At 56.0% G+C, this 15,030-nt stretch carries 14 protein-coding genes and 1 pseudogene; 3 read left to right on the forward strand and 12 right to left on the reverse strand.

From position 1 onward, the window contains the following. The first annotated feature begins 6 nt into the window (after positions 1-6). On the forward strand, positions 7-546 hold the full coding sequence (gene msrA / locus IPP88_12845; GenBank protein MBL0123574.1) for a peptide-methionine (S)-S-oxide reductase MsrA: 540 nt from the start codon (positions 7-9) through the stop codon (positions 544-546). Between the two features lie 142 nt (positions 547-688). Here msrA and IPP88_12850 read toward each other — a convergent pair whose 3' ends face one another. The 12 genes and pseudogenes from IPP88_12850 to trxB all read right to left on the reverse strand — a co-directional run bounded on the left by IPP88_12850 (position 689) and on the right by trxB (position 11,669). Then, a complete protein-coding gene (locus tag IPP88_12850) occupies positions 689-1,459 on the reverse strand; it encodes a DUF2807 domain-containing protein (GenBank protein MBL0123575.1) in 771 nt (256 codons plus the stop codon). Positions 1,460-1,519: 60 nt separating this feature from the next. After that, positions 1,520-2,671, reverse strand: coding sequence for a 5-(carboxyamino)imidazole ribonucleotide synthase (locus IPP88_12855; protein ID MBL0123576.1), 1,152 nt, complete (start codon positions 2,669-2,671; stop codon positions 1,520-1,522). Then, positions 2,668-3,171 carry a 5-(carboxyamino)imidazole ribonucleotide mutase gene (purE, locus tag IPP88_12860; GenBank protein ID MBL0123577.1) on the reverse strand — a complete coding sequence of 168 codons (504 nt, stop codon included), beginning with the start codon at positions 3,169-3,171 and terminating at the stop codon, positions 2,668-2,670. Before purE ends, IPP88_12855 begins: the two co-directional genes overlap by 4 nt. 2 nt (positions 3,172-3,173) lie before the next feature. Next, a complete protein-coding gene (locus IPP88_12865; GenBank protein MBL0123578.1) occupies positions 3,174-4,217 on the reverse strand; it encodes a bifunctional UDP-4-keto-pentose/UDP-xylose synthase in 1,044 nt (347 codons plus the stop codon). A gap of 6 nt (positions 4,218-4,223) precedes the next feature. Then, positions 4,224-4,892, reverse strand: coding sequence for a DUF1211 domain-containing protein (locus IPP88_12870; GenBank protein MBL0123579.1), 669 nt, complete (start codon positions 4,890-4,892; stop codon positions 4,224-4,226). Further along, positions 4,892-5,819 (reverse strand): annotated as a pseudogene (locus IPP88_12875) (formyltransferase). The gene IPP88_12870 and the pseudogene IPP88_12875 overlap by 1 nt, the downstream one beginning before the upstream one ends. Further along, on the reverse strand, positions 5,816-6,754 hold the full coding sequence (locus IPP88_12880) for a glycosyltransferase (GenBank protein MBL0123580.1): 939 nt from the start codon (positions 6,752-6,754) through the stop codon (positions 5,816-5,818). The pseudogene IPP88_12875 and the gene IPP88_12880 overlap by 4 nt, the downstream one beginning before the upstream one ends. Then, complete coding sequence (locus tag IPP88_12885; GenBank protein MBL0123581.1) at positions 6,754-7,923, reverse strand: DegT/DnrJ/EryC1/StrS aminotransferase family protein; 1,170 nt, start codon at positions 7,921-7,923, stop codon at positions 6,754-6,756. Before IPP88_12885 ends, IPP88_12880 begins: the two co-directional genes overlap by 1 nt. Next, positions 7,923-8,294: an EamA family transporter gene (locus IPP88_12890; protein ID MBL0123582.1), complete on the reverse strand. Its 372-nt coding sequence runs from the start codon at positions 8,292-8,294 to the stop codon at positions 7,923-7,925. Before IPP88_12890 ends, IPP88_12885 begins: the two co-directional genes overlap by 1 nt. Beyond that, complete coding sequence (locus IPP88_12895; protein ID MBL0123583.1) at positions 8,291-9,952, reverse strand: glycosyltransferase family 39 protein; 1,662 nt, start codon at positions 9,950-9,952, stop codon at positions 8,291-8,293. Before IPP88_12895 ends, IPP88_12890 begins: the two co-directional genes overlap by 4 nt. Before the next feature lie 94 nt (positions 9,953-10,046). After that, on the reverse strand, positions 10,047-10,598 hold the full coding sequence (locus IPP88_12900; GenBank protein MBL0123584.1) for a Smr/MutS family protein: 552 nt from the start codon (positions 10,596-10,598) through the stop codon (positions 10,047-10,049). Between the two features lie 120 nt (positions 10,599-10,718). After that, positions 10,719-11,669, reverse strand: a complete 951-nt coding sequence (gene trxB / locus IPP88_12905; protein MBL0123585.1) for a thioredoxin-disulfide reductase — start codon at positions 11,667-11,669, stop codon at positions 10,719-10,721. Between the two features lie 302 nt (positions 11,670-11,971). Here trxB and IPP88_12910 point away from each other — a divergent pair, with 302 nt between their 5' ends. Together IPP88_12910 and IPP88_12915 are read left to right on the forward strand one after the other, a co-directional pair. Continuing rightward, positions 11,972-12,589: a cyclic nucleotide-binding domain-containing protein gene (locus tag IPP88_12910; protein ID MBL0123586.1), complete on the forward strand. Its 618-nt coding sequence runs from the start codon at positions 11,972-11,974 to the stop codon at positions 12,587-12,589. Positions 12,590-12,674: 85 nt separating this feature from the next. Next, on the forward strand, positions 12,675-14,993 hold the full coding sequence (locus tag IPP88_12915) for a DNA translocase FtsK 4TM domain-containing protein (protein MBL0123587.1): 2,319 nt from the start codon (positions 12,675-12,677) through the stop codon (positions 14,991-14,993). Positions 14,994-15,030: the final 37 nt, after the last annotated feature.

Below are 15,030 nucleotides of genomic sequence, written 5' to 3' on the forward strand. Positions count from 1 at the left end.
GACCACATGACGCAAGCAGAAACCATCACATTGGGCGGCGGCTGTTTTTGGTGTGTAGAAGCCGTTTTCGATGACCTGCGCGGGGTCGAGGATGTCGTCTCTGGCTACATGGGCGGCGCTACAGCCAACCCGACCTATGAAGATATCGGCGGTGGTCGGACCGGTCATGCCGAAGTGATTCAGGTCATGTTCGATCCGTCGGTTATTTCTTTCCGCGAGATCCTGGAAGTGTTCTTCGCGGTTCACGATCCGACGACGCTGAACCGCCAAGGCAATGACGCCGGCACGCAGTATCGATCGGTAATTTTTTATCATACTGCCGAGCAGAAAGAGATCGCCGAACGGGTGATTCAATCTGTCGGGGGCGGCAAGGTGTGGGACGATCCTGTCGTGACTGAAGTCGCACCGGCGGGAGTGTTTTATCCCGCCGAAGACTATCATCAGGAGTTCTTCAAACGTAACCCGCATCAGGGCTATTGCATGGCGGTGGTGTCACCGAAATTAAGCAAGTTTCGGAAAAATTTCACCTCGAAACTGAAAACTTGAAAGCGCCATTTGGCGAGGCGTTTCAAGCATTTATGCCCGGAAAGCCCCGCCAGTTCTTGTGCTTTTACATTTCGCGCTAAATTTCACACAGAAACACTATAACAAGTGCGGCGCTTGTTCACGTTGCTGGCCGAACAAAACCTCAAGGCGCGGCGCCTAGCCGCTTCACGCTTCCTGATCCAGCAAACGATTTGCTGACCTTGGGATCGCCATAATATTTGACGTCGCCTGACCCGGCCACACTGACCTTGAGGCTGTCTGTGGCCCAGATGGTGGCATCGCCGGAACCCGCCACCGACACCTTTACGGCATTGGCCTCGAGATTGCCAATCTTGATGTTACCCGATCCGGCAATGTCGGTCTCGACGGTTTTTGCCTTGCCACCGGCAGAAAAATTCCCACTGCCCGCGATGGAGACCGTTAACGAATCAACGTCTAGCCGGGTGATATTCACGTCACCTGAGCCGGCAATGCCGGCCTTCAACGTCGCCGACTGCAATTGCGCGGCATGCAAGTCCCCCGATCCCGCCACTGACAATCCTTCAACGGTTTTGACATTGACGACCAGTCTCAGCAGCTTGGTGCTGACAGATATGTTCTTCTCGGCAAAGTGTATTTTGAGTTCGCCATTCCTGACCGCGGTCTCAACCAACGGCACGATATTGTCATCACCCTCGATGGTGATTCCTTCAGTGTTGCCCTGAATTAATTCAACCTTGGCTGGTATGGAGAGCGCGATTTTGTTGAATTCGGTGACGTTACGCGTCTCGATTTTCATGACGCCCGAACCCCTCACTGTCTTGCCGCCCCAGAGCACGTTCCAATCCCAGGCGTGTGCGGTGGGGACCATCGCAACCAGGCCGGCACATGCCAGGGTCCCGCCGAGACGCTTCAGTTTCTCGAGATTACTCATGGTCAGACTCCGGTATAGAAGGATATTGACCCTTTGACGCGACGACCCAGGCGTTTGGATTTATGAGTTTGCAAGGTCACGCTTGATTTGCAGCGCGATCTCCAGCGCCCGCTCCAGATTCGCGTCGCAGACTGTGACGTGTCCCATCTTCCGGCCTGGCCGTGCGGTGCGCTTGCCATAAAGATGCAGATGCGCGCCGGGATGCTTCAGAACGTGCTGCCAGTCCGGTGCGATTTCGTGATGGTCGCCCCGCCAGCAGTCGCCCAGCAAATTCAGCATCACGGCCGGTGTGTGCTGGGACGTATCACCAAGTGGCAGATCGCACAGAACGCGCACCTGCTGTTCAAACTGCGAGGTACGGCAAGCGTCGATAGTGAAATGTCCGCTGTTGTGGGGGCGTGGGGCGATTTCATTGATCAGCAGGCCACTTTGCTCGTTGCCGGCAATGACAAAAAACTCTACTGCCATCACACCAACGTATTCAAGCTTGTCAGCAAGGCGCGCAGCGATGTCAAACGCGGCTGCACCCAGAGCGTCAGCGACCCTTGCAGGCGCAATTGTGATGTCGAGAATACCGCGGACGTGCTGATTTTCCGCGACCGGGAAAAGGGCGACTTTGCCGTTCGCCGCTCTTGCAAGAATGACCGACAGCTCTTGCTCAAGGGGCAGAAATTCTTCGAGTATGCACAGTGCGCCGTTCCAGGCAAAAAACGTTGCATCAAGATCGGCACGGGAGCTGATTCTGGCCTGCCCTTTGCCGTCATAACCAAAACGCGCCGTCTTGAGCACAGCCGGCAATTTCACGTGTTTCAGCGCGGCATCGAAATCCCCCGCGGAACGAATCACCGCGAACGGGCCGACCGGAAAGCCATTTGACTGAAAGAAACGCTTTTCGACACTCCTGTCCTGAGCGATGGCCACCGCGTTGCCGCTGGGACGAACGGTCGTGTGAAGCGCAAGTTCAATTAACGCCGCGGCAGGTGCATTCTCGAATTCAGTCGTGACGGCTGCGCAGGTTTTCGCCATTTCTTCCAGCGAAATCGGATGCGTGTAAGCGGTGTTGAGATGTCCGGTGGCAAACTCAGCCGCTGGCGACAGCGGGTCGGGATCGAGTACCGTGACGCGGTAATCCAGATTACGTGCGGCCATGGTAAACATGCGACCGAGCTGGCCACCACCCACCAGTCCGAGTGTTTCACCCGGGAGGATCACAGGATGTCGGGCAACTGCATCGCAGCCACCATTTCTTTGAGGCTGTCCCGGTAGTCCGCGAGTTTGTTGACAAGAGTAGGATCGCCATTGGCCAGCAGGCTTACGGCAAAAAGGGCAGCATTCGCGGCGCCGGCCTCGCCGATGGCAAAAGTTGCAACCGGCACGCCCTTGGGCATTTGCACAATCGAATATAGCGAGTCCTGCCCGGCAAGGTGCTTTGAAGGCACCGGCACACCCAGCACCGGCAGGGTGGTCTTACTGGCGATCATGCCGGGAAGGTGCGCGGCACCGCCGGCACCGGCAATGATGCACTTGAGCCCGCGCTCGCGCGCCGATTCCGCATATTCGAACATGGCATCGGGCGTACGGTGGGCGGACACCACTTTGTGCTCGAAAAGAACACCGAAGTCTTTCAACACCTTTGCCGCGTGCTGCATGACTTCCCAGTCAGATTGGGACCCCATTACGACACCAACGATCGCTTCATTCAATTCGGTCATGATCAATCCACCAAGTGCCGGGCTTCATCAAGTTCTTTTCGATACGAGTCAAATATACCTTTCAGTGCCTCCTGCATGCCAATTTGCGGCGCCCAATTCAGATCCTTCATTGTATTTTCGATTTTTGGAACGCGATTCTGCACGTCCTGGTAGCCCTTGCCGTAATACTCAGCCGAGGTGGTTTCCACCAGTTTCACCTTCGCGGCAGCGTCCCTGTATTCCGGATACGTTGCAGCCAAATCCAGCATCATGGTCGCCAATTCACGCACGGAGAAATTGTTTTTCGGATTGCCAACGTTGTAAATCTGCCCGGTCGCGACATTGTTTTCATTGCCGATGATTTTCATCAGCGCCGCAATGCCATCATCCACATAGGTGAAGGCACGCTTCTGCTGGCCGCCATCGACCAGCTTTATCGCCTCGCCACGGACGATATGGCCAAAGAATTGTGTAATTACGCGGCTGGAGCCTTCTTTCGCGGTATGGATGCTGTCCAGTCCCGCGCCAATCCAGTTGAACGGCCGGAACAACGTGAAATCAAGTTCGTCGCGTGATCCATAGGCGAAAATGACCCGATCCATCAACTGCTTGGAGCAGGAGTAAATCCAGCGCTGCATCTCAATCGGACCGAGCACGAGGTTGGAGCAATGTGGATCGAATTCCTCATCCGCGCACATACCGTAGACCTCGGAGGTCGACGGAAAAATGATGCGCTTGCGATATTTGACGCAGGAGCGAACGAACGGCAAATTCGCCTCAAAATCCAGCTCAAAGACCCGCAGTGGATCCTTGACATAAGTTGCCGGTGTGGCGATCGCCACCAGCGGCAGCACAACATCGCATTTCTTGATGTGATATTCGATCCATTCCTTGTTGATGGTGATATCGCCTTCAAAGAAATGAAAACGAGGATTATCCAGGAACGGCTGCACCCGCTCGCTGTTCATGTCCATGCCATAGACGTCCCAGTCGGTGGTCGCAAGGATGCGCTTGGAAAGGTGGTGGCCGATAAAGCCATTGACACCGAGGATGAGGATTTTTTTCATGGAGTTTTATACACTTTGAATGGCTGATTGTTTAATGGCGGATTCGCGGGCTTCGACACGCCGACCGATCATGCCGAATACGATCATGAGCATAAAGGCGGTATTGCCGATTGCGCCCCAGCCTGGCAACGCCCATGTAATCACAATGGCAGTCAGGGCGACAGCAATCAACCCGGAGGTACGTATCCGCGCTCCCTTGAACACACCGATCGGCATCGGTGTGCCGCAGAGTTCGGGATGACGGTACACATAGCGGCTCTTGAGCAAGGCCACCCCGCCAAGCAACATCATGTTGACCGAATAGAAGATTTGCGAAGACAGCAGGCCAGCATGCTCGCCTGCCAGCGCTGACGAAAATGGCATGAGGCTAACGCAGGCGAGGTAGTAAATTGTCAGCCATGAAAGCTTCGCATCAACGCGGTGCACGAAGTGAAAAAAACGATGGTGGCTCACCCAAAAGATCGCCAACACGAAAAAGCTGATTAACCAGGCGATAAACTTGGGAATGAGATGCCCAAGCGCGCCCAGAAATTGCGCTTCTGTCCGGGGGTGGGCCATTTCAGGAATCTTAAGCTCAATGACTAGCAGGGTCATAGCGACGGCGAAAATACCGTCGGTCAAGGCTTCCAACCGATGCTTGGTCACACAAAATGTGCCTGCTGCCGAATCACTCATCAATAAATTCCCAAAGGATGCACGCCAACGCCAAAAATATCGCACAGGGCGGCCTCATCGTGTATTTTCCCATCGATTCGTGCTTCCAGCACGCGCAGCATTCGGCCATCACCGCATAAAGCGATGCATCGAGTTGAGCTAACGTTTAATACACCCGGATTGTTGTGCGTGAAGTGTGCTGGTGCCAATGCCGTGCGGGTGATGGTAAGCGGTTGACCCTTGACCGTCGTGGTAGCGCCTGGATAAGGCGGCGCCACGGCACGAACAAGGTTGTGAATGTTCTGGGCGCTATCGTGCCAGTTGATGACGCCATCGGAGGGCTTTCGCCCACCGTAGTAGCTGCCCGCGCCGAGATCCTGTGACGTCAGCGTGGCTATGCCAGCGACCAGCGCGGGCAACGCACGATCTAGCACCGTTGCCGCCGCTCGCGTGACGTTGTTGAACACGTCAAACGATGTCTCATCCGGCCCGATGGAGACTGCCTGCTGATCAACGATGCGTCCTGCATCAGGCTTTTCCACCATTTCGTGCAATGTCGCGCCGGTCTCGGTCTCGCCTTTGATGATGGCCCAATTGATCGGCACGCGACCGCGATACTTGGGCAGCAGCGAGCCGTGCATGTTGAACGCGCCGCGAGGCGAGCGCCAGCAATTGCGTCTTAAGCATCATCCGATAGTAAAATGAAAAAATGAAATCCGGCTTGAGGGCCGCGGTCTGCGCGACGAAATCGGGCGCGTTGGGGTCGTCGGGCATTGCGACAGGAATACCATGGGCGCCCGCGAGCTTTGCAACACTTTCGAACCAGATCTTTTCCTCAGGGTTGTCGCGATGCGTGACAACTAGCCTTACGTCAATATTGTGCTTGAGCAGTACCGAAAGACAGGCGACGCCTACGTTATGGTATGCAAATACAACCGCCGAGGTCATTCTGTTTTTTCAAGTACGGCTTGAATCAGGTAGCGCGGGCGCTCGCGGACTTGCTGATAAATTCGGCCCACGTATTCGCCCAGCAAGCCGATGCCGAACAGCGTGACACCGATCAGGAAGAAAGCGATGCCGAAAAGGGTGAACAGACCTTCTGCTTCAGGGCCGACGATCAGCCGGCGAATGAATAGATACACCACAAAAGCGATAGACAGGAGGGAAATGGTGATACCAATAAGCGAGAAGACCTGCAGTGGCACGGTCGAAAATCCGGTGACCAGATCAAAATTCAGACGAATGAGCTTATAGAGCGAATACTTGGATTCTCCCGCCGAACGTTCTTCATGTGCGACTTCGATTTCCGTCGGGTTTTGTGAGAACGAATACGCCAGCGCCGGGATATAGGTGCTGACTTCGCGCGACTGATTGATGGCATTGATGATGTCGCGACTGTACGCGCGCAACATGCACCCTTGGTCGGTCATTTTGATATGGGTGAGTCGTTCTCGCGACCGGTTCATGGCCTTCGAGGCGACGCGCCGCCATGCCGAATCCTGGCGCTTCCGGCGTATGCTGCCGACGTAGTCAAAGCCCTTGTCCATCTCGGCCATCAAATTGCCGATTTCTTCCGGTGGATTCTGCAAGTCGGCGTCCAGCGTGACAATGCGGTCACCCCGGCAGCGCTCAAAACCGGCCATGATGGCCATGTGCTGGCCGTAGTTGCCGTTAAACAGAATGACGCGCGTCACGTCCGGACGTTGCTGGAATTGTTCACGCAGCAATGCCGCCGAACGATCGGTTGAGCCGTCATTGACAAAAATGATTTCGTACGTACAGGCCAGCCGGTCCAGCGCGGCGTAAAGTCGCGAAAACAACGTTGGGAGTCCCGCCTCCTCGTTATAGACCGGTATGACGACCGAAACCAATGGTGTGTTCATCAGAAGCTATGCCGTTGGAGGATTTCGCGCACGGAATCGCATACGCGTTTGACATCCTCAGACGTCATTGACGGGAACAATGGAAGCGTCACGGTCTCGCGGCTAATGCGCTCGGCATTGGGAAATTCGCCTTCACGATGTCCTTTGTTACGAAACAGGGTAGAAAGATGCATCGCTTCGTACGATACGCCGATGCCAATTTGGCGGGTCGCCATTTCGTCGATGAATTGCTTGCGGGAAACGCGCATGCGATCGAGTGGCAGCAGCACGCAGAACATGTTCCAGCTGTGCCCCTCATAGTCACTTTCATGAGCTTTGGCCGGTAACGAGAGACCGGGACTCAAAGCCGGTGTTTCAAGTTCTGAAAAATAGGTATCGACCAATTCGCAGCGCCTTGCGCACCAGCCGTCAAGCAGCGACAATTGCGCCAGCCCCAATCTTGCCGAGACGTCGCTCATGTTGAATTTGCCACCGGGATAATCCACATCACGGGTGCCGTCGGCCAGTTTGGTGATGCCGTGGAAACGCAGAACCTCGGCACGTCTTGCTTCCGCCTCATCCGCAAAGATTGCCGCGCCGCCTTCGATGGTGGTCATGTTCTTGTTCGGGTGAAAGCTGAACGTCGCGATATCGCCGAACGCACCAATCTTGCGGCCTTTCCATGATGAGCCGATGGCCAGTGCGGCGTCCTCGATGACGCGCAACTTGTGCTTGCTGGCGAGCGCGTAGAGCTGATCCATGTCGCAGGGCAAGCCTGAGAAATGAGTAGGCACAATCGCCCTGGTGTTAAGGCTGATAGCACGCTCGACCTGGTCAAGATCAATATTGCGGGTGGTCAGATCGCAATCCACAAACACCGTCCGGGCACCGGCTTTCTCGATCATGTTGCCAACAGAAAAAAATGTCATGGCAGAGGTAATGACTTCGTCCGTGCCGCGGCCTCCGCTGGCGGCGCCAATTTTGCATATTTGAAATGCGATTTCCATGGCCGCTGTCGCCGATGTGAAAACCCGGGCAGGCCGGTCGCCATGATAGGTCGAAAGCGCCTTCTCGAAAGCCTGAACCTGTGGACCACTGGTGATCTGCAGGGAAAGCAGGGTTTTCTTGATGGCCTCGCCCATCTCTTCAGTCAGCGTGGGCCGCGAAAAATGGAGAAATTTCTCGGACATCAGGATCGCGCCACCAGCCACACGCCGACCACAATAAAGCCGATACCGAGCAGTTTCTGAGCGGCCAGCGATTCACCGAACAGCCACCAGGCCGCAAATGCATTGACGACGTAGCCGATGGACAACATCGGGTAAGCGACGCTGACGGGCACACGTGACAACGCCATGATCCACACCACCACGCTGACGACGTAGCAGCAAAGACCGGCAAGGATATGCGGCTGGCTGGCGAGCTGCCAGCCGATGGGAACGAGATTGCTGCTGCTGAATTCAAAATGCCCGACGCGCGTCGTGCCGGTCTTGAGCAGCAATTGCGCCGCCGCGTTCAACAGTACGCCGGTAAGAATCAGGGAGAAACTGGTGATATTCAAGGTGGGGAAAGCTTTCGAATAGCCACGCGACGCGGATCCTGATGAATAATCTCGAACGCCAGGCCCAGCGCCTTCATTTTATCGACCTCGCGAGGTTGAATTATAGCGATGGCCGGCCCCGTGACATTCCAGGCAGCCGGAAAATCTTCCAGCCGCTTGATCCATTTGCCGGGTTCACGCGTCTCGCCAAGTTCGAATTCATCGACGTAATTCACCAGTGTCAGCGTACGCTTGAGATAAAACGGCAATGACTGGTCGTAGAATTGAACCGCATAAAGGCGGGTTTCAGGTTTGAGATAGCCACGAATGGAATGGGCGAGATTCGCGCCTGATTGTAGCGGCGAAATTAGCTCGTAGCCGCGCTCGATGAGTTCGACGCCGACGATTGTACCTATTGAAATCAACAGGACACCGAGCCACTTGCGGTGATATCGCAACACAAAGAAGGCGAACAGCGTTAGCGTTGCGACCAGCAACGCAGCCGCGATGACCCAAAGACTCATTTCGTCGTACAAAGGCCGGCTGAAATCCTCCGATGCCTTCTTCATCGGGGCCAGCCAGGCGGCGTATGCACCCCACAGCGCCAATGGAAACACCGGCAACGCCAGCCAGGCGAGTCGCCGGGCATCAATATTTCGCAGGTACACACCGATCACCAGTCCCAACACGGGAAACATCGGCAGGATGTATGCCGGAAGCTTGGAGCCGGAATAACTGAAAAATAGCAGGATGAACGCGCAATAAAGCAGGACGAATTTGAGCGGCGCAAATATGCGGTTTTGGCCGGCAAGTCGCGCGGATGACCGCCAACCGGAGATGATCGCCGGTATCAGCGCGGCAACCCATGGAATAAAACCGGCAAACAATATCGGCAGGAAAAACCACCAATCTCCCACGCGGCGGTGGGTGGTACTGGTGAATCGCTCGAAATGTTCATGAATGAAAAAAAACTGAAGAAACTCAGGGTTTTGAACAGAGACGAGTGCAAACCACGGCAGGACCAGCACGGTAAAAATTACCAGCCCGCGCATCCATTCCAGTTGGGCGATCAGGCGGAAATTGCGCTGGATAACGCAGTAGAGAACCAATGCGGCGGCCGGAAACACAATGCCGATCAGACCCTTTGACAGGATCGCGCCTGCCATCCCAACCCATGCCATCCAAAGCCAGCGGCGGCGGGAGTCTTCCGTTGCCGTGCATTGCGAAATCAGGAATGACGATACGGTGAGCGTCATCCAGAAGGTCAAACCCATGTCGAGGGTGACGATTTCGTTGAGCGCAGTGAAATAGGGCGCGGAGAGCAGCACCAGCGCTGAAAGCAAGCCGGTTTCCTCGTCGTACAGGCGTTTTCCGGTATATGCAATCAGCAAGATGCAACCAAGGCCACATAGCGCGGTATAGAGGCGCGCGGTGAGCTCACTTTCGCCAAATAGTTTGAAGGCAATGGCAGTCGCCCAGTATTGCAAAGGCGGCTTCTCGAAATACTTGAGGCCATTCAATCGTGGCGTGACGAAATCTCCGGATAGCGCCATTTCCCGCGAAATTTCCGAATAGCGGCCTTCGTCGGGATTGGCGAGTTTGCGATCGCCAAGCCCATCCAGCGAGACAATGAGGATCAGCAAGGCGAGCAGGATCGCAAGCGGACGGGAAAAAGGCATTTGCACGAGGTGTTTGGGGCTTGCGGCGTCTGTTGCTGCCACGCCGCGGTAGGGGAAGGTGCAATTCTAGCGGAAAGACCGGGTCAGCCGCATGTCAGGACGCTTTCAGCAACACCACGACCGCACCGGAACCTCCATCCGCGGGCAATGCATCGCAAAACGCCAGCACTTCATTGCGTTGCGTGAGCGAGAGGCGAACCTTGTTGCGCAGGATCGGTACGTTATTTGGAGAGCGGTACCCCTTACCATGGACAATGCACACGCAGCGGATACCGGCATGGCGCGCGTGAGCGAGGAAACGTGACAGTTCCGTCCGCGCCGCATCGGCCGTCACGCCATGGAGATCGAGCGTGGCTTGAACGATCCACTGGCCCCGCCGGAGCTTGCGGATGATTTCGGAAGGTAGGCCCGGCCGCAGAAATGTGATGAGATCACCGTTTTCTATGTCCGCATCCCAGCCCGACGTGTCCTTGAGCAAATCACCGGGGATAGCAGCGTCGTCTTCCATGCGCTTGATGGCGATTGGCTTGGGACGCGGCTTCGCTAGTTCCGCGCGCGGCCGGGATTTCAGTGGCGTGACCTGATCCGCCGCCATCTCGGCGCGGAACAACTCATCGTCAGTCGGTGGTGTTGCGGGTGTTGACATGTTTAGCAGCCCGGCGCAAATACGAACTCAAGCACAGGCGCGCCTTTACGGCTATTTATGGCCTGACGACCGCACCAGTGGTAGAGTTTGCCAACGTCACGCTGATCTTTTCACAAAGCCTCAATGCAGCGCCTCAAGATACTTGTCCGCGTCCAGAGCCGCCATGCAGCCTGTACCCGCGCTGGTAACGGCCTGCCGATAAATATGATCCTGCACGTCGCCGGCCGCAAATACGCCTGGTACCGATGTCGCGGTAGCATTTCCCTTGTTACCGGATTGGGTAATGATGTAGCCGTTGGCCATATCGAGTTGACCCACAAAAATCTCGGTATTGGGCTTGTGGCCAATGGCGACGAAACAGCCTTTGAGCACGAGATCGCGGGTTGTGCCATCCTGGGTCGATTTGACGCGCACGCCCGTCACGCCCGTCTTGTCGCCCAACACTTCATCGAGCGCGCTATTCCACAGGATCGTGACCTTGCCTTCCTTTTCTTTCGCCATCAGCCGATCGGCCAGAATTTTTTCCGAACGGAATTTGTCGCGGCGATGAATGACCGTGACATGCCTGGCGATATTGGAAAGATACAGCGCTTCTTCAACTGCGGTATTTCCGCCGCCGACCACGCAGACATCCTGACCTTTGTAAAAGAAACCGTCGCAGGTCGCGCATCCCGAGACACCTTTTCCCATGAAGGCTTCCTCCGAGGGCAGGCCGAGATATTGGGCTGACGCACCAGTGGCGACAATCAGCGCATCACACGTGTAGGTGCCGGAGTCGCCGGTCAGCGTGAACGGGCGGCTCTTGAGGTCGACGGTATGGATATGGTCGAAGACGATCTGCGTATTGAATCGCTCGGCATGCTTCAGAAAGCGCTCCATTAGCACGGGACCCTGCACGCCATCTGGATCGGCGGGCCAGTTTTCGACGTCGGTGGTGGTCATGAGCTGACCGCCTTGGGCGATACCCGTAATGAGTACCGGATTCAAGTTCGCCCGTGCCGCGTAAACCGCCGCGGAATAACCGGCAGGACCGGAGCCCAGAATGATCAAGCGATGGTGTATGAGGGACATGGTGAACTTTCGATTGTTTTCAACAGAATGATTGCTATTTTAGCTTACGAAAAAAAGCCGCAAATACTCATCAACGTCAAGGTGGGGTCTAGGCGCGCAAAAATCAACCTTGCTTCCGTGCCGGCAATGCCCGGCCGGTGATTGGGGCAAACCGTTTGCAAGTGTGCGAAAATGGCTTTCAATTTCATGCGCGCTCGCACCTTGCCAATCTGGCGTCGAGCGTGCCGGCATGACCAAAGCCGCCCGATCGATGGGTGTTATCAGGGGAACGCATGTTACGGTCTATTCCACTTTTCAAAGACTTGAGCGACGTCGATATGACGGTCATCAATGATCTCGCCATCGACAAGCATGTCGCCAAAGGCAACGTCGTGTTGACCGAAGGCGATATTGGCGATTCGCTCTACGCGATTGTGTCGGGCCGGGTGAAGGTCTTCATTGGTGACGAAGACGGCCGTGAAATCATCCTGAAAATACTCGGGCCGGGGGATTTTTTTGGTGAAATGTCGCTGATTGACAGCCAGCCGCGCTCGGCGTCGGTTTCGACGCTTGAACACGCGGTCTTCAAGGTCCTGTCGCGTTCTGCGTTTGAGAGTTCCGTCGAAAAGGCCCCGCGTATCGCTACGCTGGTGATGCAGGCCCTGGCGAAGCGATTGCGCGACGCCGATCGCAAAATATCCACGCTGGCCTTGATGGATGTCTACGGTCGTGTCGCCAATACGCTGCTGGAACTTGCCATCAATACCAACGGCAAATTGGTGGTCGGAGAAAAGCTTTCCCAACAGGACATCGCGAATATGGTGGGCGCATCGCGCGAAATGGTGAACCGGATCCTGAAAGACCTGTCAGACCGCGGCTACATCTCGGTGGAAGCCAAGACCATCACGATTCACGACGAGAAATTGCCGCCGTCGTTTTAGCCGGACCAGGCTATGCGCTCGCTGTCGCGGCGGCGTGCGAGAGAATCGGGCGAAGTATTTCCAGCCGCTATAATGGCACCCACCTATGAGTGCCCGCAAAGATAACGAGATTTTCGACCCGACGGCTGCCGCGCCGCGTTCCTCCACCCCGCAATCCACCCGCTTATCGCGCCTGATGCGCGAGGCCGGCTGGATTTTCTTCCTCGCGGTCGCGTTTTATCTCCTTCTCATCTTTGCGACTTACCAGCAGAGTGATCCCGGATATTTCTTCACCGTCAAGGATGGCCCCATCCTTAATAGAGGCGGCTGGATGGGTGCGCAGGTCTCGCATTTCGCATTTGGTATAAACGGGCTATCGGCCTGGTGGTGGGTGGTGTTTGCCGTTTATGCGGTAATGCGCCTGTTTCATCGTGTCGAAGTCTGGAGCATGTTCGATCACCGCAATGTCGCAATCTCGCTGATTGGATTCGTGATCCTCCTCATCGCGTCGAGCACACTTGAGGCATTGCGCTTGCATTCACTGACGGTGCCTTTGCCAAATGGGCCAGGTGGCGTCATTGGTAGCTTGTTCGCAGACGGTATCGAAAAAGGGCTGGGCTTTACCGGCGGCACGATCCTGCTTCTGGCCGCCTGTGCCGGCGCGATATCTGTCTTCAGCGGCCTGTCATGGATAAAGCTTGCGGAAAAGGTCGGCACCGGTGTGGAATGGCTTTGGCTGAGTACGAAAGCAAAGCTCGAGGCGCGCCGTGATCGCTCCGTCGGCGAACACGCGGTTGAGGCGCGTGAAGAAAAAGTTGAGGAGATGAAACGGATCATTGAGGATCATCCGCCGATCCGCATTGAGCCGACCGTGACGGAGATTCCCCAATCCGAGCGCGTGCGCAAGGAAAAGCAAGCTCCGCTTTTCTCGGATCTGCCCGATTCGCCGCTGCCACCCATCGCTTTGCTCGACCCGGCTGACGCGAGTATCGAGCGACCTAGCAACGAGACGCTTGAATTCACTTCGCGTCTGATCGAACGCAAATTGCTGGATTTCAATGTGCAGGCGAAAGTAGTTGCCGCGCATCCCGGGCCGGTTATCACGCGTTATGAAATCGAACCTGCCGTTGGTGTGAAGGGCTCGCAGATTGTAAACCTGTCTCGCGATCTCGCGCGTGCATTGTCGGTCACCTCCATCCGCGTGGTCGAGACCATTCCCGGTACCTCGCACATGGGCCTGGAAATTCCGAATCCGAAGCGCGAAATTGTGCGCCTGTCGGAAATTCTCGGCTCTGAGGTTTACGGTACATCGCATTCGAAACTCGCAATCGCGATGGGCAAGGATATTGCCGGGCGGGCCGTTGTCGCCGACCTTGCCAAGATGCCGCATGTACTCGTCGCGGGAACCACCGGGTCGGGAAAATCGGTCGCGATCAACGCGATGATTTTGTCTCTGGTGTACAAGGCGACGGCCAACGAAGTGCGGCTGATCCTGATCGACCCGAAGATGCTGGAACTTTCAGTCTACGAAGGCATCCCGCATTTGCTCTCACCGGTGGTCACCGACATGCGGCTCGCGGGCTACGCGTTGAACTGGTGCGTATCGGAAATGGACCGGCGATACAAACTGATGAGTGCCGTCGGTGTGCGCAACATCGCGGGCTACAACACCAAGATCCGCGAGGCCAAGGAAAAAGGCCAGCCGCTTCCACATCCGTTCTCGCTGACGCCGGATGCGCCGGAGCCTCTTGAACCATTGCCGCTGATCGTCGTCGTCATCGACGAGTTGGCCGACATGATGATGGTGGTCGGCAAGAAAGTGGAGGAACTGATTGCCCGGCTGGCGCAAAAGGCGCGCGCATCAGGTATCCATCTTGTCCTCGCCACGCAGCGTCCGAGCGTTGATGTGATTACCGGCCTGATCAAGGCCAATGTGCCGACGCGGGTGGCCTTCCAGGTATCCTCCAAAATCGATTCACGAACCATCCTTGACCAACAGGGGGCCGAGGCGCTGCTGGGGCAGGGCGACATGCTGTATCTGCCGCCGGGCACCGGCATGCCGCAGCGCGTCCACGGTGCGTTTGTCGGTGACGCCGAGGTGCACCGTGTGGTTGAACATTTGAAGCGGCAGGGAGATCCACAGTACATCGAAGGCATCCTCGATTCGCCGGAAGAATCACTGGAACTGCCGGAAGGCGGCAACAGTGGGGCGGCTGAATCCGATCCGCTTTACGACCAGGCCGTGCAAGTGGTATTGCAGAACAAGCGCGCATCAATTTCGCTGGTGCAGCGACATTTGCGCATCGGTTATAACCGCGCGGCACGTTTGCTTGAGGATATGGAAAAAGCCGGGCTCGTGTCTACGATGCAATCCAATGGCAATCGGGAAATTTTGGCACCGAATCGCAGTGTTGAGGGCGGCTGAATTTTATGAAATTCAAACAGAATCAAGAATTAAAAGC

The organism is Betaproteobacteria bacterium, from assembly GCA_016720925.1.
Classification (GTDB): domain Bacteria; phylum Pseudomonadota; class Gammaproteobacteria; order Burkholderiales; family Usitatibacteraceae; genus UKL13-2.